This is a genomic window from Kribbella sp. NPDC048837 (genome assembly GCF_055586945.1).
The window spans coordinates 227,154-248,288 of record NZ_JBVJHF010000003.1 but is presented as its reverse complement, the minus strand read 5'-3'; the positions used below and the strand labels follow the sequence as shown (position 1 = coordinate 248,288).

Genomic DNA, 21,135 nt, shown 5'->3' with positions numbered 1-21,135 from the left:
CTGTGGCTGGTGCGGGGGCTGCTTACCTGTGCGGGTGCGCCGCGCTCATGCTCGTCGCGCTCGGCGCCGGCGGCAGGAACGTCGGACGTCCGCTGATCTCGGCGGTCGATGAGGCAGGATGGGCGGATGGCGAAGCAGAAGAAGGGGAAGGCGGAGGACGGCGGGCTGCTCGAGCAGTTGCGGGTGCCGTCCGGGCCGGTCGACCTGACGAAGTACGACACGCGCGCCACGCCCGGGTTCAGCGGGACCAAGGACGAGGGCAAGGACGCGCTGGACAGCCTCGGGGCGGAGGTGTCCGACTGGCAGGAGCGGCTCTTCGCCGAGGGGCGCAAGGGCGGCGAGCGGAGCGTGCTGCTCGTCCTGCAGGGGATGGACACGTCCGGCAAGGGCGGGGTGATCCGGCACGGTGCGGGGCTGATGGACCCGCAGGGGCTGAAGATCACGTCGTTCAAGGCGCCGACGGCGGCCGAGAAGCGGCGCGGGTTCCTCTGGCGGATCAAGCAGGCCCTGCCGTCGGAGGGGATGATCGGCATCTTCGACCGGTCGCACTACGAGGACGTGCTGATCGCGCGGGTGCGCAACCTGGTCACGCCGAACGTGTGGGACCGGCGCTACGGGCAGATCAACGACTTCGAGGCCGAGCTGACCGCGTCCGGCGTGACGCTCGTGAAGTGCTACCTGCACATCTCGCCGGAGGAGCAGAAGGCCCGGCTGGAGGCGCGGCTGGACGATCCGACCAAGCACTGGAAGTACAACACCGGCGACGTCGACGAGCGCCAGCTCTGGCCGGACTACATGGACGCCTACCACGCGGCGATCGAGCGGTGTAACACGCCTGAGGCGCCGTGGTACGTGATCCCCAGCGACCGCAAGTGGTACCGCAACTGGGCCGTCACCACCATCCTCCTGGAGACCCTGAAGTCACTCGATCCCCAGTGGCCGGAGGCGGACTACGACGTCACCACCGAGAAGAAGCGCCTGGCCGCGACCTAGTCCGTGCGATGCCCCGCGAGATCAGGCGCGGGGCATCAGCTGTCGGGGTCGAGGTTGTTCTTGCGGAGCAGGTTGCGGAGGTGGGCCACCTGTTCGTGGAGGCGTTCGTTCTCCTCCAGGACGGCGTTGAGCTCGGCCAGTAGATGGTGGCGGCGGCCGTACGTCGTCCAGGTGGAGCTGTCGTCGGCGAGCATGCCGGTGACGGCGGACTCGACGCGCTGGCGGCGGTCGAGCCAGTCCTGGACCTTGCGGCGGACCTCGTCGGGGTCGGAGGTCAGCTTGGTCAGGATCTGGCCGGCGACGCCCTCGCCGTCGCGCAGCAGCCCGAGCAGCAGGTGCTCGGTGTCGAGCTGGTCGGCGCCCCGCCGCCGGGCCTCGTCCCACGCGTACTCGAAGGTGGCCTTCGCCCGCGGCGTGAACGGGATCGACCCCGCCGTACCGCCCGCGGTCCCACGCCCCACGATCTCCACGATCAGGTTCCGCACCGCCGGAGCCGTGATCCCGCATCCTCCTGGCGACGTCCGCGACTCCTTCGGCCCGGTCAGCGCCCGCGCCGCGACGCCGTGCTCCTCCTCGATCAGCGCGAGCAGCAGGTGCTCGGTCCCGATGTAGACGTGGTCGAGCTTCCGCGCCTCCTCCTGGGCAAGCACGACGACCCGCCGGGCGGCGTCACTGAACCTCTCGAACATCTCGATTCCCCTCCACAACAAGTCGTCACCCCACTGCGTGACCTCGCTGTCCAGCAACAGATCGATCCGCAGTTCGTCGTGCAGGTCCTGGCCGGCGGCGTGCTCGAGCCGAGCCCGGATGAACTCGGCGACCTCGACCACGGAGACCTCGCCGGTCGTGATCCGATCCAGCAGGTCGTCCACCTCCTCGACCGGCTCCAGCCGCAGCTCGGCCCGATTCAGCGACGTGAACTGCAGGACCACCGCGACCGCCACCACCCGGTTCGCCCCGTCGAACGGCCGCTCCCGCACCAGCCCCGCGAGCAACACCCCGGCCGCTTCGGCCAACCCGCTGGTCCGTCGTACGTCGCCCAGCACCCGATCGACCGCGTCCAGGTCGGTCCGGCGTACGGCGTCCTCCGACTCGCAGCGCAACACGCGAGCCGCCACCGCGAGCACGTCGTACCGGCCGAGGTAGCGCATCAGTCGTCTCCGCGAAGCCGCCGCAGCGACTCCTCGTGCCGCGCCAGGTTCTCCTCGAGCAGCCGGCTGAACCGGGTGTCCTGCCGGCGCTGATCGACCAGCGCCGTGATCGCCTCCCGGGCGACATCCGACACCGATCGGCCTTCCACCGACGCAACGGTCTGCAGCCGCTCGGCCAACTCCGGGTCGAGCCGCAACAGGATGTTCTTGGTCGCATCCTTCGCCATAGATATCAAGATATCACGCTATCGATCGCCGGATAGGGTAGTCGTGTGGAGAACCTGCGGACGGATGTCGTGGTGGTGGGGCTGGGGGCGTTCGGGTCGGCGGCCTTGTGGCGGTTGGCGGCGCGCGGGGTCGACGTCATCGGGATCGAGCGGCAGGCGATCGGTCATCCGTTCGGGTCGTCGCACGGGACGACACGGCTGTTCCGGGTTGCCTGTATGGAGCATCCGGGGCTGACGCCGATCGCACGGAAGTCGCTGGCGTTGTGGACCGAGCTGGGGGATCGGACCGGTGAGACGTACGTCCGCCAGACCGGATCGCTCAACGTCGGCGGGCCGGACAGTCGCCCGGTGAAGGGTGCGCGTCAGGCGGCCGCCGAGGCGGGTGCGCCGACCACGGATCTCACGCATGACGAGCTGCACGAGCGGTTCCCGCAGTACCAGTTGGACGCGGACGACGTCGCCGTCTGGGATCCCGGGGCCGGGATCTGTTACGCCGAGCCGACCATTCGTGCTCACGTCGCGGAGGCTGAGCGGCTGGGGGCCACGGTCTTTGCGAACACGATGGTGACCGCGATCGACCTCGGCCCGAACGAGGTGACCGTACGGACGCCCACGATCGGCATCACCGCTGACCAGGTCGTCGTCGCCACCGGTGCCTGGTTGAGCAAGCTGGTCCCCGGGGTGCCGCTCTCACCTCGGCGTACGCCGCTGTTCTGGTTCCAGCCGAAGGACGCGGGCTCGGACGCGTTCCGGCTCGGCAACTTCCCGTCGTTCATCTGGGAGTTCGGGGACGGGCGCGGCCTGTGGGGGCACGGGTCCGACGAGGACTTCCTGGTGAAGGTCGGACTGGACGGCGCCGAGCGTGACCGCGGCGTCGATCCGGACGAGCTCGATCGCTACATTCATCCGCGCAAGGACATCACGGAGTTGTCGGCCGCGATCGCCGGAGCCTTCCCGGATCTCGATCCCGAGCCGGTCAAGCTGATGCCCTGCATGGTGACGGACTCGCCCGACGGTCAGTTCCTGGTCGGGCGGTACGACGAAGGCCTGGTGATCGCCGGCGGCGACAGCGGCCACGGCTTCAAGCACTGCGCCGGCATCGGTGAGCTGCTGGCCCAACTCACCACGAAGGAGACGCCGTACACCGACGTCTCCTTCGTGGACCCAATCCGCTTCACCTGAACCAATCCACTCCACCAACCTCGGCCTTCGGCCGGGGGAGGGATGGAGGCCCACGCAGGTTCTAGGCCGTACGCACCAGCTCGGGGCGGGCGATGACCGGGCGGGGGGCCGGGGTGAGGGTGAGGAGGTCGAGGCCGGCTACGCCGTAGCGGAGGAGGACCAGGCGGGCTACCTCGGCGCTGACGCCCAAGGGGCGGGATACGGCCACGGCGCCGGCGCGGCGGGCGGTCGACTCGGCGCGGTCGGGCAGGACGCCGGGGGCCAGGAACAGCGAGCCGACGGCGACGTGACGGCGGCCCTCCAGCCGCCACTGCAGGACGGCCTCGGCCGGCGACGGGGTCGCGGCGCAGGTGAAGGCCGCGGTCACCGGCAGCTTGTGCCGCTGACCCCACAGCCGCGCGAGGCGGGTCACGCTCGCGTTCGCCTGCGAGTCGCTCGATCCGGCGCACGCCAGCACCAGCGCGTCCAGCTCCCGCACCCGGCCGTCCTTGAGCTCGGCCCGCATCCGGCGATCCAGTACGTCGAGCAGCGACTCGTCGTACCCGAGGACGTCGGAGGCGATGATCCGCAGCCCCGGGAACCGGGTCCGCGCCTCGTCGACGACGGCCGGGATGTCGACCCGGGCGTGGAACGCCGACGACAGCAGCAGCGGCAGGATGACGACTTCCTCCACGCCCTCCGCGGCGAGCTTGCCGAGCTTCTGGTACGGCGTGGGCGGGCAGTGGTCGAGGAAGGAGGCTTCGATCCGCAGGTCGTCACGCAGGTCACGCAGGCACTTGACGAGGGCGTGGACGGTGGCGGCCGAACGCGGATCGCGGCTGCCGTGGGCGAGGACTACGAGAGCTGGAGCAGTCATAGCAGTTCCCCTTCTTCGTCGTCGATCATGCCGGCCGCGAGCGTCCACCCGTCGTGGGCGTCGATCAGCAGGAACGATCCGGTGATGGCGTTGCTGGAGTACGGGTCGGCGGCCAGCGGTGCGGCGACCTTGAGTTGCACCTTGCCGATGTCGTTGAGGTCGAGCCCGGTGGCGTCGATGACTCCGAGCGTGTCGAGGTCCAGCGCCCCGGTGATCTTGGTGACGATCGCCTGGGCGGTCGTCGTGGTGTGCTTGATCAGCAGCCGGGCGCCCACGGTCAGCGGGCGGTCCGACAGCCAGCACACGGTGGCGGCCAGTTCCCGGCGGGTGCCGGGGGAGGCCTCGGCGGCGACGATCACCGAGCCGCGGGCGACGTCGATGTCGTCGGCGAGCCGGACGGTGACGGCCTCGCCGGCGACCGCGGACGGCCGCTCGGCGACCGCGGTCGAGGTGGCGGTGACCACGGGCCGGTCGATGCCGGCGATCGACGTACGGCGGCCGGCCGGCAGCACGATCACCGGGTCGCCGACCGAAACGGTGCCGGAGGCAACGGTGCCGGTGTAGCCGCGGTAGTCGCGGTACTCGTCGTCGGTCTGCGGGCGGAGCACGTACTGGACCGGGAACCGCAGCGGCTGGTCGGACGAGTCGATCCGCCCGGTCGCGTTCTCGAGGTACTCCAGCAGCGTGGGGCCGTCGTACCACGGGGTCGCGGTCGAGGGTTCGACCACGTTGTCGCCGACCAGCGCCGACACCGGGATGGCCTGGATGTCGGCGATGCCGAGCTGGTCGGCGACCTCGTTGACGTCCTTGGCGATCTTGGTGAACCCGGCCTCGTCGTAGCCGACCAGGTCGATCTTGTTCACCGCGAGTACGACGTGCGGCACCCGGAGCAGGCCGGCCACGGCCAGGTGCCGCCGGGTCTGCTCGAGGACGCCGTGCCGCGCGTCGACCAGGATGATCACGACGTCCGCGGTGGACGCACCGGTCACCGTGTTGCGGGTGTACTGCACGTGCCCGGGGCAGTCGGCCAGGATGAACGAGCGCTTGTCGGTGGCGAAGTACCGGTAGGCGACGTCGATCGTGATGCCCTGCTCGCGTTCGGCGCGCAGGCCGTCGGTGAGGAGGGCGAAGTCGAAGTCACCGCCGCGGGCCTCGGACACCGTCTTCACGTGCGCGATCTGGTCGGCCAGGATCGCCTTGCAGTCGTGCAGCAGCCGCCCGACCAGGGTGGACTTGCCGTCGTCGACCGATCCGGCGGTGGCGAGCCGCAGCAGCTGGCGCTGGGCGAGCTGACGGGTCTGCTCTACAGCGGTACTCATCAGAAGTAGCCCTCCCGCTTGCGGTCTTCCATCGCGGCCTCGCTGACGCGGTCGTCGGCCCGGGTGGCGCCGCGCTCGGTCAGTTCACTGGCCGCGACCTCGATGACCACCTCGGCCGCGGACGCCGCGGTCGAGGCGACCGCGCCGGTGCAGGACATGTCGCCGACGGTCCGGTAACGGACCACCCGGCGCCGCACGGTCTCGCCGTCGCGGGGCTGCGAGTAGGGGCCGACGGCAAGCAACATGCCGTCACGCTCGAACACGTCCCGCTCGTGCGCGTAGTAGATGCTCGGCAGCTCGATGCCCTCGCGCTCGATGTAGTTCCACACGTCCAGCTCGGTCCAGTTGGACAGCGGGAACACCCGCACGTGCTCGCCGGGCCGGTGCTTGCCGTTGTACAGCGACCACAGCTCGGGCCGCTGGTTGCGCGGGTCCCACTGACCGAACTCGTCGCGCAGGCTGAAGATCCGCTCCTTCGCCCGGGCCCGCTCCTCGTCCCGCCGCCCGCCGCCGAACACCGCGTCGAAGCGGTGCCCGTTGATTGCGTCGAGCAACGGAACCGTCTGCAACGGGTTCCGGGTGCCGTCCGAGCGCTCGCGCAGCCGGCCGTCGGCGATGTAGTCCTCGACGCTGGCCACCTCGAGCCGCAGGCCCAGCGCGTTCACCGTCGCGTCGCGGTAGTCCAGGACCTCCTGGAAGTTGTGGCCGGTGTCGACGTGCAGCAGCGCGAACGGAACCCCGGCGGGCGCGAACGCCTTCCGGGCCAGGTGCAGCATGACGATGGAGTCCTTGCCGCCGGAGAACAGGATCACCGGGCGCTCGAACTCGGCCGCCACCTCGCGGAAGACGAAGATCGACTCGCTCTCGAGCGCGTCCAGCTCGGTGACCGTGGTGTTCAGGATCGCCTCCGGGGCATCGATGATGGCCGTCATGTGTGCAGCCCGCATTCGACCTTGCCCTGGCCGGCCCAGCGGCCGCTGCGCGGGTCCTCACCGGGGGCGACGCGCTGGGTGCACGGCTCGCAGCCGATCGACGGGTAGCCGTCGTACTGGAGCAGGTTGACCAGTACGCCGTTGTCCGCGATGTAGGTGTCCAGGTCGTCCTGGGTCCACGGCGCGATCGGGTTGAGCTTGACCATGTCGCGCTTGGCGTCGTATTCGATGACCGGGGTGTTCGCCCGGGTGGGTGCCTCTTCGCGGCGGATGCCGGTGACCCAGGCCTTGTAGCCGGAGAGGTACCGGTTGAGCGGCTCGACCTTGCGGAGGGCGCAGCACTTGTCGGGCTCGCGCGCGTACAGCTTCTCGCCGTACTCCGCGTTCTGCTCCTCGACCGTCTGCAGGGGGAGGGCGTTGATCAGGTTGATCGGCAGCGTCGCCGCCACCGCGTCCCGGGTGCCGATCGTCTCGGCGAAGTGGTAGCCGGTGTCGAGGAACAGGACGTCGACGCCGGGGGCCGCCTCGGCCGCGAGGTGGGGGAGGGCCCCGTCTGCCATCGAGGCGGTCACCACCAGTTCGTCACCGAAGGTCTCCCGCGCCCACGCCAGCAGTTCCTGCGCCGAGGCGTCGGCTAGTCGTTCGTTGGCCTCCTCGGCCAGCGTCTTCAGATCCGTACTCATTCCACCGTCACCCGCAACCCGATCATCTTCAGCTGGAACACCCGTGCACACGGCCGGCACTCCCACGCGCCGTGCCCTTCCTCCGACGGACGGAGGTCCTCATCGCCGCAATAGGGGCAGTACAGCGGCGCTGCGCGCTCACTCATTGCAAAGCCTCCTCATCAGCACGGGTGACCCACTGGGCGAAACGTTCGCCCTCGTTGCGCTCCTTCAGGTAGTTCTGGGTGACGCGCTCCACGTAGTCGGTGAGCCCGTCGGCGGTGACCTTGTGACCGCGCAGCTTCCGGCCGAAGCCGGCGTCCAGCCCGAGCCCGCCGCCGAGGTGGACCTGGTAGCCCGGCACCTGCTTGCCGTCGGCATCCATCACCAACTGGCCCTTGAGCCCGATGTCGGCGACCTGGATCCGGGCGCATGAGTTCGGGCAACCGTTCACGTTCACGGTGATCGGTACGTCGAGCTCCGGGATGCGCTCCTCCAGTTCGTCGATCAGCTGGGCCGCCTTCGCCTTGGTCTCGACGATCGCCAGCTTGCAGAACTCGATCCCGGTGCAGGCCATCGTGTTCCGCCGCCAGGCCGACGGCCGGGCCTGGAACCCGAGCGCGTCCAGGTCCGCGATCAGCGACTCGACCCGCGACTCCTCGATGTCGAGCACGAGCAGCTTCTGCTGCGCGGTGGTGCGGATCCGGTTCGACCCGTGCGCCGCGACGACGTCCGCGACCTTGGCCAGCAGCGTCCCGGACACCCGTCCCACGACCGGCGCGACGCCGACGTAGTACTTGCCGTCCTTCTGCTTGTGCACGCCGACGTGATCACCCTGGACGGCGGGCACCTCGGGTGCCGGGCCGTCGATCAGCTTCCGCTTGAGGTACTTGGTCTCGAGCACCTCGCGGAACGTCTCGACACCCCAGTCCGCGAGCAGGAACTTCAGCCGGGCCCGGGTCCGCAGCCGCCGGTAGCCGTAGTCACGGAAGATGCTGGTGACACCCCACCAGGCCTCGTGCACCTCCTCCAGCGGGATCCAGGTGCCGAGCCGCTGGGCGAGCATCGGGTTGGTCGACAGACCGCCGCCGACCCACAGGTCGAAGCCCGGCCCGTGCTCGGGGTGGACGACGCCGACGAACGCGATGTCGTTCACCTCGGGGACGACGTCGTGCGACGGGTGGCCGGTGAGCGCGGTCTTGAACTTCCGCGGCAGGTTGGAGAACTCGTTCGAGCCGATGTACTTCTCGACGATCTCGTCGATGGCCGGCGTCGGGTCGATGATCTCGTCCGCGGCGATCCCGGCGACCGGGCTGGCGATGACGACGCGCGGCACGTCACCACAGGCCTCGGTGGTGTAGAGCCCGACGGCCTCCAGCTTCTGCCAGATCGCCGGCACGTCCTCGATCCGGATCCAGTGCAGCTGGATGTTCTGCCGGTCGGTGATGTCGGCGGTGTCGCGCGCGTACGCGGTGGAGATCTCCGCGATCACCCGCAGCTGCTCGGTGCTGAGCTGGCCGCCCTCGACCCGGACCCGCAGCATGAAGTAGCGGTCGTCCAGCTCCTCCGGCTCCAGGGTCGCGGTCTTACCGCCGTCGATCCCGGGCTTGCGCTGGGTGTACAGGCCCCACCAGCGGAACCGGCCGCGCAGGTCGGCGGGGTCGATCGAGTCGAAGCCGCGGTGCGCGTAGATGTTCTCGATCCGGGCCCGGACGTTCAGGCCGTCGTCGTTCTTCTTGTTCTCCTCGTTCTTGTTCAGCGGCTCGCGGTAGCCGAGCGCCCACTGGCCTTCGCCCTTGCCCTTGCGTGGCCGGGCCGGCTTGCGGGTGGCAGGAGCAGACGTGACGCCAGTCATCCGGAGGGTGTCCTTGTCCTCGTGACAGGTGCGTCCGCGTGCGGCGGGCTCGAAGCGTCGTCGATTCGATGCGTTCCGCGCGGTGCGCACCCAGCGGTGATCGGGGGTGATCAGGGGCCGTCATCGGGCCCGGCGGGGTGGCTGTCAGAACATCGAAGGACAACAGATGGCGCTGCGCATCCGCCCGAGGTCGACATGAATGCGACCTACGAGGTGGGTGGAGAGGGCAGCGAGCATGCTCACAAGCGTCAGCGTCAGCGCCCCACAAAGCAACTCCCAATCCTGCATCGTGAGACGAAATCTCACCATGCGGCTATCTCTACCAGTCTGGTGGGGATTGATTCGCGCTCGTAGTCTGTTCCACAAGAATTCTTGTACAAGAATGCTTGTGGAATCTATCGTGCTCCCATGACCCCCGCGAACCGGCGTCCGGCCGACCCCTCGGTGATCGCCGCCATCCACCATCCGCTGCGCCGCCGGCTGATCGACCTGCTCGGCGTGGAGGGCCCCGCCACCGCCTCACAACTGGCCGATCGCACCGGCGAACTGGTCGGCAACATCAGTCATCACCTCAAGGTGCTGGCCGCGGCCGGAGTCATCGAGGAAGCGCCCGAGCTGGCCAGGAACCGCCGCGAGCGGTGGTGGCGCAGCGCCCGCGCGTCGTGGACCTGGTCGGTCGCCGACGCGGCCGGGGAACCCGCCGGCGAGCTCGTGGCAACAGTTTCCGAGGAGAGGAATGTCACGTACCACGCGGACAAGGTCCGGCACTGGTTCGACCTGCGCCACGAGTACGGCGAGGACTGGGTGCGGGCCGCCTTCGCGACGGACAGCTGGCTGACCCTGACACCGGAGCGCCTGACCGAGCTGTCCGGCCGGATCGCAGACCTGATCCAGGAGTACTACGAGAATCCGTCGTCCGAGCCGTCCGCGGTGCCGGTCTACGTCTTCGCCCACGGCGTCCCGGCTCGCCCGTGACCGGTCTCGCGGCCGCGGAGACGACCGCCATCCCGCCGCTGTGCCGGGACCGTCGGGTTCACGCCTGGATCCTCTCGGGAGCGATCTCGGAGGCGGGAGACGTGGCCTGGTACGTCGGTCTCGCCTGGAGTGCCGCCCAGGTCGCGTCACCCGCCGGTGCCGGCCTGGTGATGGGCATCGGGGCGTTGCCGCGGGCGCTGTTCCTGCTGTTCGGCGGTGCGCTGGCCGACCGCCTCGACGCCCGGCGCACGATGATCGCCGCGAACCTCGGCCGGATCGCCGTCCTCGTCGTCGCCGCGATCGTGGTCGCGTCCACCGGGGTCTCGCTGGGGTTGCTGCTCACGGTCGCGGTCCTGTTCGGCGCCGTCGACGCGCTGTACGGCCCGGCGTCGGGGACGCTGCCGCGGCGGCTGGTGCGCTCCGACGATCTGGTCCGGCTGGCCGCGAGCCGGCAGTTGGCCAACCGGCTGGCCGTGTTCGTCGGAGCTCCGCTGGGCGGCCTGTTGGTTGCGCACGGCGGCCTGGTGACGGTGATGGTCGTCGATGCCGTCTCGTTCGCGGTGATCGCCCTGGCGCTGGCCTTCGTCGTCCGGCCACGGTTCCCGCGGCCGGCGCCGAGCGGGCGTTCGATCCGTCGCGACCTGTCCGCAGGGTTCTGGTATCTGCGCCGCGATCGGATCGCCCGGACGCTGGTGATCGCGTTCTTCGGGCTGAACCTCTGTGTCGGACCGGTCCTCGCCGTGGGCCTGGTCCAGCGCACCCACCTAGAGGGCTGGGGATCCGCCGCCCTCGGCTGGTTCCAGGCCTGCTCCGGGATCTGTGCGGCGGTCGGTGCGGTGACCGCACTGCGGTGGAAACCGGCGCGGCCCGCGCGAGCCGGCCTGCTCGTGCTGATCGTCCAGGCGGCCGGTTGCGTGATGATCGGCTCGGTGCCGCGGCCGGTCGTGTTCGTCGCGATGGGGATGATCGGGTTCACCGCCGGCCTCGCGTCGGCGCTGCTGTCGGGCGCGTTCCAGCAGACCATCGAGCCGGCGTACCTCGGTCGCACCTCGAGCATCGTCAGCCTGTCCGACGAGGCCTTGATGCCGGTGGCGATGACCGGGTTCGGTGCGCTGATCTCCTGCACGAGCGTGCCGCTCGCGTGTGCGCTGCTCGGCACCACCTTCGCCGTACTGATGGTGTGGTCCGCGTCCCGCCTGCGCGGCTGAGCTCTGTACTCCGGTGGTGCGGTGCGCTACTTTCCGTGCAAACAATAGGAAACTTTCCTAACGGTTGGTCGGAGGGAGACAATCGTGAGGTCCTTGCGTCGGGTCGGATCGATGGTCGTGGCCGCGGGTCTGGTGGTGGGTCCGCTGAGCGCCGGCGCCGCCGGGACCGGTGGCGTGGTGCGGGTGAATCAACTGGGGTACGGCGCCTTGGACGGCAAGGCGGCGTACGTGATGACGCGGGATGCCGCGACGGGTGCGCGGTACCAGGTGGTCGACCGGTACGGGCATCGCGTGCTGAGCGGGCGGGTCGGCGGTGATGTGGGGGAGTGGAACGCGACGTACCAGCACGTCTACCAGCTCGATCTGTCCGCGTTGAAGGTGCCGGGTCGCTACCGGATCGAGGTCCCGGGTGTCGCGTCGTCGGCGTTCGAGATCAAGGCCGATGGGGATCGGCTGCTGACCGGGGCCAAGGACAAGGCGGTCACGTTCTTCACCGAGCAGCGCGACGGCGCGAACGTCGTCCCCGGGTCGCTCGGGCGGCAGCCGGCACACCTCACCGACCGGGCCGCGCAGGTGTACGACACACCGGTGTTCGTCGATCCGGACAGCGATCAGACCGTCGGAGAGCTCCGCCGGATCGGTGGTCCGGTGGATGTCGAGGGCGGCTGGTACGACGCGGGTGACTACCTGAAGTTCACCCACATCGCGGCGTACTCTGAATCGTTGCTGTGGGCATCGGCTCGGGACGCGCGCCGGCCGGATCGGCAGGTGCTGGCGGAGGCTCGGCACGGGCTGAGCTGGCTCGACAAGATGTGGGACTCACAGACGAAGACGCTCTACATCCAGGTCGGTGTGGGCACGGGCAACGTCGAGGAGACGTTCGTCGGCGACCACGACGTGTGGCGGTTGCCCGAGGTCGACGATCACCTGACCGATCCGTCCGAACGCTTCCTGCGGAACCGGCCGGTGTTCCGGGCGGCCGCGCCCGGCACGCCGATCAGCCCCAACCTGGCCGGTCGTACGGCGGCTGCCTTCGCGCTGGCCGCGCAGGTCGAGACGAATCGTGCGCAGGCCCGGCGTCACCTCGAAACGGCCGCCGAGATCTACGCGCAGGCGCAGACGAAGAATGTCGGGCAGCTGGTCACGTCGTTGCCGTTCGCGTTCTATCCGGAGACGGCCTGGCGTGACGATCTCGAGCTGGGCGCGACCGAGCTTGCCCTCGCCGCGGGCCGGCTGGGTGATCCGCGGGCGGGCGCTTGGCTGAAGCAGGCCGGCTACTGGGCCACGCAGTACATCGAGCACGAGGCGGGCGGCGACACGCTCAACCTGTACGACGTGAGCGCGTTGGCGCACGCGGATCTGATCAAGGCTGCTCGGTCGGACCGACCGCTGGTTCGCCGGCTCGTCGGGGATCTTCAGGCGCAGTTGCAGATCGGTGTGGACCGGGCGTCGGCGGATCCGTTCCGGGCGGGAGCGCAGTACGACAACTTCGACGCCGTGCCGCATGCGTTCGGGCTGGCCGCGACCGCGCAGCTCTACCGGAAGGTGACCGGCGATCGACGGTACGACGACTTCGGCAACCAGCAACTCGCGTGGAACTTCGGCGCGAACGCGTGGGGTGTGTCGTTCATGGTCGGCGTCGGCCAGAACGCCGAGCGCTGCCCGCACCACCAGATCGCGAACATCCTCGGCCGCGAGCTCACCGGCGCGGTCGTCAACGGCCCGAACTCCGAGGACCTCTTCGAGGAGGGCCTCGGCGATCACCTCGACGGCATGAACCCCTGTCCCGCCGACGGTGTCGACCGGTACGCCGAGTTCACCGGCCACGGATCCCGGTACGTCGACGACGTCCGCTCCTGGCAGGCATCAGAGCCGGCCGACGACTTCGCCGCGATCGCCGTGTACGCACTGACTCGCTAAACCCACCCGGTGCTTCAGCCCGACCGGGAGAACGTCCGCGCTGGTCGCCGACTGACTGCGGTGTCGATTGCGGCGGACGTGCGGTCGCAGTGCGGGCCGCTCTCGAGGTCCGTGGCCGGATCTCATGCGTTGGTGCGGGGATGCTCCGCGCGCCAGTTCTTGATCAGCTGGTCCAGGTCGGTCTTGATGAAGGCGAAGAAGTCGGCGGCCTCGGTGAGCCGTTGGCCGACGGGGGAGTCGGCACCGAAGAGGTCGGCGCCGGCGCGGCTGCTCGACTCCCACTCGCCGAGGGCCTCGTTGCGGCGTTCGAGGATCGCGGCGAAGACGTCCTCGCGGATCCGGTAGTGGTCCTTGCGTGAACCGGGCAACCGCTCGCGCGAGATGAACGAGACCTGCAGCAACTGCCGGACCGCGCCGGACACCGCGGGCTGGCTGATCTTGAGCGACTCGGCCAACTCGGCCGCGGTCATCGTGCCGGTCGGGCTGACCAGCATCCGGCCCATCACCCGGGCCGACATCGTCGGTACGCCGCTGTTCGCCAGCACTCCGGCGAAGCGCTCGACGAACTGGCTGATCTGTTCCGGACTGGGCTCCCGACTCATGGTTGAAGCTTACAGTAATTTGATGTATCGCAACTATCACAAACTTCTGATAACTTGAATTTCATGACCTCGACCTCCCACGCCGAAGGGCCGGCGCTGACCGGCGCCCCCCACTTCGGTGTCCTGCTCGCGCTCTGCCTCGCCGTCCTGGTCCTCGGCCTGGACACGACCGTGCTCAACGTCGCGCTGCCGACGCTGGCCGCCGACCTCGACGCCTCCACCAGCCAGCTGCAGTGGATGGCGAACAGCTACAACCTCGTCCTCGCGGCGCTGCTGCTGCCCGCCGGTCTCCTCGGCGACCGGTACGGCCGGCGCAAGATCATCGCGATCGCGCTGACACTGTTCGGCGCGGCCTCGCTGGCGTGTGCTCTGGCTGACTCGGCCGAGGCGCTGATCGCGGCCCGTGCCTTCCTCGGCATCGGCGCGGCGATGATCGTCCCGGTCGCGCTGTCGCTGATCACCGTGCTGTTCCGCACCGAGGAGGAGCGGAAGAAGGCGATCGGCTTCTTCGTCGTTGCCAACAGCATCGGTATGCCGCTCGGCCCGATCGTCGGCGGCCTGCTGCTCGACCACGCCGGCTGGCAGTGGATCTCATCCTGAACGTGCCGATCTCGCTGATCGCCGCCCTCGCGGTCACCCTGCTGGTCCCGGAGACGCGGAGCTCGCGGCGCCCGGCCATCGATTGGCTCGGGATCCTGCTCTCCAGCGCGGGTCTGGCGTCTTTGGTGTACGGCGTGACCAAGGCCGGCGAGACATCCTGGACCGACGGTGTCACCGTGCTGTTCCTGGGGCTCGCCGTCGTACTGATCGCCGGGTTCCTGTTGTGGCAGCGGCGGACCACCGAGCCGTTGATCGAACTGCGGTTGTTCCGCGAGCGGACCTTCACCGGGGGTGCGGTGCTGCTGACGGTCGCGGTGTTCGCGATCTTCGGGTTGCTGTTCACGATGCCGCAGTACTTCCAGGGCATCAACGGATCGGACGCGCTGCACACCGGGCTGAAGTTGTTGCCGTTCATCGGCGGGATGACCGTCGGCGCGAAGCTGGCCGAGCCCGTGGAGTCGAAGGTGGGGACCCGGCTGGTGGTGATGACCGGGTTCGTGGTGATGGCCGTCGGGTTCGTGCTCGGGGCCTTCACCGACCTCGGCACCGGGTACGGCTACACGGCGATCTGGTTCGTGGTGGTCGGGTTCGGCCTCGGGTGCTCGATGCCACAGGCAATGAACGCGGCGCTCGGTGTGCTCGACCCGGAGCGAGCCGGTACCGGATCCGGTCTCCTGCAGGCGTTCCGGCAGGTCGGCGGCACGATCGGCGTCGCCGTACTCGGCACCGTGCTGAACTCGGTCTACCGCCACAACGTCGACACGACCGGACTACCCGCGCAAGCCGCCGACGCGGTCGAGAGGGGCCTGGGCGGAGGGCTCGCGGTCGCAAGCGAGTCCGGCTCGTCCGGCTTGCTGGCCGATGTCCGCGATGCGTTCATGACCAGCCTGAACACGACCATGTGGGTCTCGGCCGCGATCGCGGCCGCCGGCGCGGTGCTGGCCGCCGTACTGATGCCACAACGGAAGACGCCCGCTCCCACGCGCGTGGGAGCGGGCGCGGTGGAACTCAGCTGAGCTCGAGGCCCGGGTAGAGCGGGTGCTTGTCGAGCATCTCGGCCGAGGCTGCCCGGGTCTTGTCCGCGACGCCGTCGGCGAGCACGTACTTCGCCTTGGACGGTGCACCGGCCGACGTGGTGGTCGGCGTGGTCGACGAGAGGACGTCGACGATCAGCTCGGCGACCCGGTCGAACTCGTCGGCGCCGAAGCCGCGCGTGGTCAGCGCCGGCGTACCGATCCGGACGCCCGAGGTGTACCAGGCACCGTTCGGGTCGCGGGGCACGGCGTTCCGGTTGGTCACGATGCCGGCGTCGAGCAGCGCCGACTCGGCCTGCCGGCCGGTGATGCCGTACGACGAGACGTCGAGCAGGACCAGGTGGTTCTCGGTGCCGTCCGTCACGAGCTTCACGCCACGCTTCATCAGGCCCTCGGCCAGCGTGACCGCGTTGTCCGCGATCGCCTGCGCGTATTCACGGAACGACGGCTGCCGGGCCTCGGCGAGCGCGACCGCCTTGGCCGCCATCGTCTGGCTGAGCGGGCCACCCAGCACCATCGGGCAACCCCGGTCGACGGAGTCGGCGTACTCGGGCTGGCAGAGCACCATGCCGCCGCGCGGGCCGCGGAGCGACTTGTGGGTGGTGGTCGTGGTGACGTGGGCGAACGGGACCGGGTCGAAGTCGCCGGTGAAGACCTTGCCCGCGACCAGACCGGCGAAGTGGGCCATGTCGACCATCAGCGTCGCACCGACCTCGTCGGCGATCTCGCGCATCGTGGCGAAGTTCACCTTGCGCGGGTACGCCGAGTAGCCGGCGATCAGGATCAGTGGCTTGAACTCGCGCGCCTTGCGGGCGACCTCGTCGTAGTCGAGCAGCCCGGTCTCCGGGTCGGTGCCATACGAGTGCTGGTTGAACATCTTGCCGGAGATGTTCGGCCGGAAGCCGTGGGTCAGGTGACCGCCGGCGTCGAGCGACATGCCAAGCATCTTCTGGTCGCCGAGCGCCTTGCGGAGCTTGGTCCAGTCCTCGTCGGTCAGGTCGTTGACGTGCTTCGCGCCCGCTTCGGCCAGGGCCGGCGACTCGATCCGCTGGGCCAGGATCGCCCAGAAGGCGACCAGGTTCGCGTCGATGCCGGAGTGTGGCTGGACGTAGGCGTGCGGAGCGTCGAACAGTGCCGTGGCGTGGTCGGCCGCGGTCTGCTCGACGGTGTCGACGTTCTGGCAGCCGGCGTAGAAGCGGTGCCCGATGGTGCCCTCGGCGTACTTGTCGGACAGCCAGTTGCCCATCGTCAGCAAGGTGGCGGGGGAGGCGTAGTTCTCGCTCGCGATCAGCTTCAGCGACGAGCGCTGGTCGGCCAGTTCGGCCTTGATCGCGCCGGCGATGGTCGGTTCCACCGCGCCGATCACCTCGAGCGCGTTGCGGTACGCGGCCGAAGCGGCGGCGGCATCGAAGGGTTGAGTCATCGTTGTCTCTCCTGCGGTTGCAGTGGGTCGAAGGCACCCAGGCGCACGGTGCCGACGGTTTTCGCTCCCCGGTGGTTCTCCACCTCAGCGCGCCAGTCGCGACGCGCTCACCCTATCGTGCGCTCGATGATCGCCGGGAACAGTGTGGTCCGCGGGAGGGTCCCGAAGACGCCGCCCCAGTCGTTGGCCAATCTCGAGGCGACGAAGGCGTCCGCGACCTCGGGCGTCGAGTGCCGGACCAGCAGTGACGCCTGCAGGCACAGGGCCATCCGCGCCGCCAGCGTGCGGGCGCCGGCCTCGGCTCCCTCGACGTCAGCAAGCGCTTGCAGTACGTCGTTCGCCGCGGCGTCGAGGCGCTGGTCGGCGCCGCGCGCCGCCCCCACCTCCAGCAGCCACGCCTCCAGTGACTCCGGCTTCCGCAGCGCCCGCAGCACGTCGAGCGCATTCACGTTGCCGGACCCTTCCCAGATCGAGTTCAACGGCGACTCCCGGAACAGCAGCGGCAGCCCGGACTCCTCCACGAACCCGTTCCCCCCGAGACACTCCAGGGCCTCGGCCACCATGAACGGAGTCCGCTTACAAACCCAGAACTTGGCGAGGGGCAGTGCGATCCGCCGGAAAGCCGCAGCCTGTTCATCACCGTTCACAGAAGCATCCACAGCAGCAGCAAGACGCATTCCCAGGGCGGTTGCTGCCTCGCTCTCCAGGGCCAGGTCGGCGAGCACGTTCTGCATCGCGGGCTTGTCGGCGAGCAGCCCGCCGAAGGCGGAGCGGTGCTTCGTGTGCCAGACCGCCTCCACCAGCGCGCGTCGCTGGAGGGCGGACGACCCCAGCACGCAGTCGAGGCGGGTGGCGGCGACCATTTCGATGATCGTGCGGACGCCGGCGCCCTCGTCGCCGAGGCGGTAGCCGATGGTGTTGTGGAACTCGACCTCGCTGGACGCGTTCGACCGGTTCCCGAGCTTGTCCTTCAGCCGCTGCAGCGCGAAGGTGTTCCGGTTGCCATCGGCAAGCACTCGCGGCACGACGAAGCAGCTCAGTCCGTCCGGCGCCTGCGCGAGGACCAGGAAGACGTCGACCTGCGGCGCGGAGCAGAACCACTTGTGCCCGTTCAGCTGGTACTCACCGTCGTCCCCGGCCGGCGTCGCGGTGGTCAGGTTCGCCCGGACGTCCGAGCCGCCCTGCTTCTCGGTCATCCCCATCCCGGCAAGGACTCCGGTCTTCTCGGCGGCCGGCAACCGGCGTACGTCGTACGACGTCGACGCGAGCTGCGGGATCCACTCCTTCGCCAGCCGCTCGTCCGCCCGCAGGGCGGGGACCGCGGCGTAGGTCATCGAGATCGGGCAGCCGTGCCCCGGCTCGACCTGGGACCAGATGTAGAACCCGGCGGCCCGGGTCAGGTGCGGCGACGGCGAGTCGCTCGTCCACGGCGCGGCCTGCAGCCCGAACCCGACGGCGCGCTCCATCAGCCAGTGCCAGGACGGGTGGAACTCGACCTCGTCGATCCGGTTCCCGTAGCGGTCGTGCGTGCGCAGCACCGGTGGGTGCTGGTTGGCCGGCAGAGCCTGGGCGAGGGCCTCTTCGGAGCCCGCGACCGCGCCGATCCGGTGCAGACCGGGGTCGCCGGACAGATCGGCGTACGGGCGCAGAGCGTCACCGAGCGCCGTGTCGCGCGTGAAGAAGTTCACCCCTTGCAGTGGGGGAGCCTGGTTCGTTACCGCGAATGGGTCCGCCATGTCAGTACGGTAAGCGGTATGGCACGTTCAGGGGCAGGACCCAGGGGTGGGAGCTCCCTCTCATTGGCATGGGTCCGCAAGATCCCCGCGACGACCTGGAAGCTGCTCACCCAGACCGTCGGTGTCTGTCTGCGCTACCGGGTCACCGGTCTCGCGGCCGAGGGGGCGTTCTTCGCCATCCTCTCGCTGCCGCCGCTGATCTTCGGTCTGGCCGGAAGTCTCGGGTACATCGCCAGCAGGTACTTCGAGGTCGAGACGATCGACGACATCAAACAGCAGATCGCCCAGCTGGCGGCCCGGGCGCTGACCGACGACTCGGTCCAGAGCGTGATCGTGCCGACCCTGAACCAGGTCCTGAACGGCGGCCGGCCGGACGTCATCTCGATCGGTTTCGTCCTCGCACTGTGGTCCGGCAGCCGCGCGCTGAACGTGTTCGTCGACACCATCACGATCATGTACGGGATGGGCGGCAAGCGCGGCATCGTCCGGACCCGGGCGCTGTCGTTCAGCCTGTACTGCGCGGCCCTCGTCATCGGTGTGATCGTGCTGCCGCTGGTGCTGGCCGGCCCGGACGCGGTCGACGCCCTGCTCCCGCACCGGCTCGACTTCCTGAACCAGCTGTACTGGCCCGTCGTGACGATCCTCTCCGCGGGCTTCTTGAACACCCTGTACCACCTGTCGGTGCCGGTGCGGACGCCGTGGGTGTCGGACCTGCCAGGGTCGTTCCTGGCGCTGTCGATCTGGATCCTCGGCAGCTTCGTGCTCCGCTGGATCCTGCAGAGCACAGTCGGCGGTACGTCGATCTACGGTCCGCTGGCCGCGCCCATCGCCGTGCTGATGTGGCTGTACATGACGGCGATCGCCGTACTGATCGGTGCGGCACTGAACGCGGTGGTCGACCGGCTGTGGCCGCACAAGGTGCGGGTTGCCGAGGTCAAGGCGGCGGCGGCCGAGGAAGAGGTCGAGCCGGTGATGAAGGCGGAGCCGGAGCGGCACCACGAGCACACACTGACCCCGGTAGAGCAGGACGAGCGGCCGGAGGCCGAGGTGGCCCGCAAGATCGAGGCCCTCGGCCCCCCGCCCGAGAAGACCCTCGCCGCCTCGCCGGACGGTGAGGCCGAACCCAGCCCGGAGCGCAAGCCCGCCTCGGTCGGAAAATCCGGTGCGCAGAGTGACGGCGACGACCTACGCTGACGGCATCGCGACAAGCGGTCCTCGATCAGGACCACCGGACTGGAAGGGAGGCGCAGCCATGAGCCACCAACGGGCCTACTGGGCCGTTGTCTCCCACACCGTCCGTCCGCTGAGCTGATCTCGCGGCCGGACCCTCTGAAAGGTTCGCCGCATGTCAGCAACGCTCCAGGCACTCGGACTCGACGTCTCCACGGCCGAGTACCTGCAGTCACTCCCGGACGACCTCGTGCCGGGACGCGTCACCCGGGTCGACAAGGGCCTGGCGACAGTACTCACCGAGAACGGACCGGTCCGGGCGACCTGGTCCGGTGCTCTCCTCGCCGCAATGGCAGGTGACCCCCAGGCCGGCCCATGTACAGGGGATTGGGCCGTACTGCGGTTCTGGCCGGACGACCGGATCACGCTGGAGTCCGTCGCACCACGCCGTACGGCGATCGTCCGCGCGGAGGTCGGAGGGTCGTCACGAGGCCAGGTGCTCGCGGCCAACGTCGATGTGATCGCTATCGTCGTCGGACTGGTCCCGGAGCCGAACATCGGCCGGATCGAACGCTTCCTCGCGCTGGCGTGGGAGAGCGGCGCGCGTCCGGTCGTCGTACTGACCAAAGCCGACCTCGTCGGTGACGCCGACGACATTGCCGACGACGTGGCGGGTGCTGCGCCGGGTGCCGACGTACTGGTGTGCAGTGCGACGACTGGTTTCGGGATGGACAGTGTGCGGTCGCTGCTGGACGGCAACGCGACTGTGGCTCTACTGGGGTCGAGTGGTGCCGGCAAATCGTCGCTGGTGAACGCACTGGCCGGTGTGGAGCTCCTGGACGTGCAGGACATCCGTGAGGACGGCAAGGGCCGTCATACGTCGGTGCGGCGTGAGTTGATCGCCCTGCCTCAGGGTGGTGTCGTCATCGACACGCCTGGGCTTCGGGGGATCGGTCTGCAGGAGGCGGGGGAGGGGCTGGCCGCGGCGTTCCCGGACATCACGGAGCTGGCCGAGAACTGCAAGTTCAAGGACTGCGTGCACGTCACCGAGCCTGGTTGCGCGGTCCAGGCCGCGCTGGAGGACGGGTCGTTGCCGTACCGGCGCTATGACAGCTGGGTGAAGTTGCAGCGCGAGGCGGCGTACATGGCTCGCCGTACCGACGCCCGGCTGCGGGCCGAGGCGAAGAAGGAGTGGGTCCGCGCGAGCAAGTCCTACCGCCGCGACCCCAAGCCTCGGCAGTGACCGTCTGGGCAGTGACCGGCTCGGCGGTGACCGGCCCGGCGGTGATG

General features: G+C 69.4%; 20 protein-coding genes and 1 riboswitch. Of the genes, 9 read left to right on the top strand and 11 right to left on the bottom strand.

From position 1 onward, the window contains the following. Nucleotides 1-126 precede the first annotated feature (126 nt). Complete coding sequence (locus ACZ6O0_RS16800; RefSeq protein ID WP_465765811.1) at nucleotides 127-993, top strand: polyphosphate kinase 2 family protein; 867 nt, start codon at nucleotides 127-129, stop codon at nucleotides 991-993. Nucleotides 994-1,028: 35 nt separating this feature from the next. Here ACZ6O0_RS16800 and ACZ6O0_RS16795 read toward each other — a convergent pair whose 3' ends face one another. After that, a complete protein-coding gene (locus ACZ6O0_RS16795; RefSeq protein ID WP_465765810.1) occupies nucleotides 1,029-2,144 on the bottom strand; it encodes a Clp protease N-terminal domain-containing protein in 1,116 nt (371 codons plus the stop codon). After that, nucleotides 2,144-2,371 carry a ribbon-helix-helix protein, CopG family gene (locus tag ACZ6O0_RS16790; RefSeq protein ID WP_465765809.1) on the bottom strand — a complete coding sequence of 76 codons (228 nt, stop codon included), beginning with the start codon at nucleotides 2,369-2,371 and terminating at the stop codon, nucleotides 2,144-2,146. The genes ACZ6O0_RS16795 and ACZ6O0_RS16790 overlap by 1 nt, the downstream gene beginning before the upstream one ends. 45 nt (nucleotides 2,372-2,416) lie before the next feature. On the opposite strand from ACZ6O0_RS16790, the gene solA reads away from it, so the two are divergent. Then, a complete protein-coding gene (gene solA / locus ACZ6O0_RS16785; protein ID WP_465765808.1) occupies nucleotides 2,417-3,553 on the top strand; it encodes an N-methyl-L-tryptophan oxidase in 1,137 nt (378 codons plus the stop codon). A gap of 61 nt (nucleotides 3,554-3,614) precedes the next feature. Here solA and ACZ6O0_RS16780 read toward each other — a convergent pair whose 3' ends face one another. The 6 genes from ACZ6O0_RS16780 to ACZ6O0_RS16755 are packed head-to-tail and all read right to left on the bottom strand — an operon-like array spanning nucleotide 3,615 to nucleotide 9,177. Continuing rightward, on the bottom strand, nucleotides 3,615-4,409 hold the full coding sequence (locus ACZ6O0_RS16780) for a sirohydrochlorin chelatase (RefSeq protein WP_465765807.1): 795 nt from the start codon (nucleotides 4,407-4,409) through the stop codon (nucleotides 3,615-3,617). After that, nucleotides 4,406-5,728, bottom strand: a complete 1,323-nt coding sequence (locus tag ACZ6O0_RS16775; protein WP_465765806.1) for a sulfate adenylyltransferase subunit 1 — start codon at nucleotides 5,726-5,728, stop codon at nucleotides 4,406-4,408. Before ACZ6O0_RS16775 ends, ACZ6O0_RS16780 begins: the two co-directional genes overlap by 4 nt. After that, nucleotides 5,728-6,660 (bottom strand): sulfate adenylyltransferase subunit CysD, encoded by a 933-nt coding sequence (gene cysD, locus ACZ6O0_RS16770; RefSeq protein WP_465765805.1) that lies wholly within the window; start codon nucleotides 6,658-6,660, stop codon nucleotides 5,728-5,730. The genes ACZ6O0_RS16775 and cysD overlap by 1 nt, the downstream gene beginning before the upstream one ends. Further along, on the bottom strand, nucleotides 6,657-7,343 hold the full coding sequence (locus ACZ6O0_RS16765) for a phosphoadenylyl-sulfate reductase (RefSeq protein ID WP_465765804.1): 687 nt from the start codon (nucleotides 7,341-7,343) through the stop codon (nucleotides 6,657-6,659). Before ACZ6O0_RS16765 ends, cysD begins: the two co-directional genes overlap by 4 nt. Continuing rightward, the gene (locus tag ACZ6O0_RS16760; protein ID WP_166665480.1) at nucleotides 7,340-7,489 is read right to left on the bottom strand and encodes a hypothetical protein; all 150 of its coding nucleotides are present in this window, start codon (nucleotides 7,487-7,489) and stop codon (nucleotides 7,340-7,342) included. Before ACZ6O0_RS16760 ends, ACZ6O0_RS16765 begins: the two co-directional genes overlap by 4 nt. After that, the gene (locus ACZ6O0_RS16755) at nucleotides 7,486-9,177 is read right to left on the bottom strand and encodes a nitrite/sulfite reductase (protein WP_465765803.1); all 1,692 of its coding nucleotides are present in this window, start codon (nucleotides 9,175-9,177) and stop codon (nucleotides 7,486-7,488) included. The genes ACZ6O0_RS16760 and ACZ6O0_RS16755 overlap by 4 nt, the downstream gene beginning before the upstream one ends. A 408-nt stretch (nucleotides 9,178-9,585) precedes the next feature. Here ACZ6O0_RS16755 and ACZ6O0_RS16750 point away from each other — a divergent pair, with 408 nt between their 5' ends. The 3 genes from ACZ6O0_RS16750 (at nucleotide 9,586) to ACZ6O0_RS16740 (ending at nucleotide 13,280) form a co-directional block, all read left to right on the top strand. Beyond that, the gene (locus tag ACZ6O0_RS16750; protein ID WP_465765802.1) at nucleotides 9,586-10,152 is read left to right on the top strand and encodes an ArsR/SmtB family transcription factor; all 567 of its coding nucleotides are present in this window, start codon (nucleotides 9,586-9,588) and stop codon (nucleotides 10,150-10,152) included. Then, nucleotides 10,149-11,360 (top strand): MFS transporter, encoded by a 1,212-nt coding sequence (locus ACZ6O0_RS16745; RefSeq protein WP_465765801.1) that lies wholly within the window; start codon nucleotides 10,149-10,151, stop codon nucleotides 11,358-11,360. Before ACZ6O0_RS16750 ends, ACZ6O0_RS16745 begins: the two co-directional genes overlap by 4 nt. 84 nt (nucleotides 11,361-11,444) lie before the next feature. Next, nucleotides 11,445-13,280 carry a glycoside hydrolase family 9 protein gene (locus ACZ6O0_RS16740; protein ID WP_465765800.1) on the top strand — a complete coding sequence of 612 codons (1,836 nt, stop codon included), beginning with the start codon at nucleotides 11,445-11,447 and terminating at the stop codon, nucleotides 13,278-13,280. Nucleotides 13,281-13,402: 122 nt separating this feature from the next. On the opposite strand, the gene ACZ6O0_RS16735 is transcribed toward ACZ6O0_RS16740, so the two are convergent. Continuing rightward, nucleotides 13,403-13,882, bottom strand: a complete 480-nt coding sequence (locus ACZ6O0_RS16735; RefSeq protein ID WP_465765799.1) for a GbsR/MarR family transcriptional regulator — start codon at nucleotides 13,880-13,882, stop codon at nucleotides 13,403-13,405. Nucleotides 13,883-13,945: 63 nt separating this feature from the next. Between ACZ6O0_RS16735 and ACZ6O0_RS16730 the strand changes: the two genes are divergently transcribed. Both ACZ6O0_RS16730 and ACZ6O0_RS16725 read left to right on the top strand, forming a co-directional pair. Then, nucleotides 13,946-14,482, top strand: coding sequence for an MFS transporter (locus ACZ6O0_RS16730; RefSeq protein WP_465765798.1), 537 nt, complete (start codon nucleotides 13,946-13,948; stop codon nucleotides 14,480-14,482). Further along, nucleotides 14,467-15,498, top strand: a complete 1,032-nt coding sequence (locus tag ACZ6O0_RS16725; RefSeq protein ID WP_465765797.1) for an MFS transporter — start codon at nucleotides 14,467-14,469, stop codon at nucleotides 15,496-15,498. The genes ACZ6O0_RS16730 and ACZ6O0_RS16725 overlap by 16 nt, the downstream gene beginning before the upstream one ends. On the opposite strand, the gene ACZ6O0_RS16720 is transcribed toward ACZ6O0_RS16725, so the two are convergent. Continuing rightward, nucleotides 15,491-16,939 (bottom strand): glycine hydroxymethyltransferase, encoded by a 1,449-nt coding sequence (locus ACZ6O0_RS16720; RefSeq protein WP_465765796.1) that lies wholly within the window; start codon nucleotides 16,937-16,939, stop codon nucleotides 15,491-15,493. The genes ACZ6O0_RS16725 and ACZ6O0_RS16720 overlap by 8 nt on opposite strands. A gap of 28 nt (nucleotides 16,940-16,967) precedes the next feature. Continuing rightward, nucleotides 16,968-17,049, bottom strand: a riboswitch (ZMP/ZTP riboswitch). After that, nucleotides 17,047-18,675, bottom strand: a complete 1,629-nt coding sequence (locus ACZ6O0_RS16715) for an acyl-CoA dehydrogenase family protein (protein ID WP_465765795.1) — start codon at nucleotides 18,673-18,675, stop codon at nucleotides 17,047-17,049. It overlaps the preceding riboswitch by 3 nt. A gap of 63 nt (nucleotides 18,676-18,738) precedes the next feature. Between ACZ6O0_RS16715 and ACZ6O0_RS16710 the strand changes: the two genes are divergently transcribed. Together ACZ6O0_RS16710 and rsgA are read left to right on the top strand one after the other, a co-directional pair. Beyond that, nucleotides 18,739-19,869 carry a YihY/virulence factor BrkB family protein gene (locus tag ACZ6O0_RS16710; RefSeq protein ID WP_465765794.1) on the top strand — a complete coding sequence of 377 codons (1,131 nt, stop codon included), beginning with the start codon at nucleotides 18,739-18,741 and terminating at the stop codon, nucleotides 19,867-19,869. A gap of 151 nt (nucleotides 19,870-20,020) precedes the next feature. Next, nucleotides 20,021-21,088 (top strand): ribosome small subunit-dependent GTPase A, encoded by a 1,068-nt coding sequence (gene rsgA / locus ACZ6O0_RS16705; RefSeq protein WP_465765793.1) that lies wholly within the window; start codon nucleotides 20,021-20,023, stop codon nucleotides 21,086-21,088. The last annotated feature ends 47 nt before the right edge of the window (nucleotides 21,089-21,135 follow it).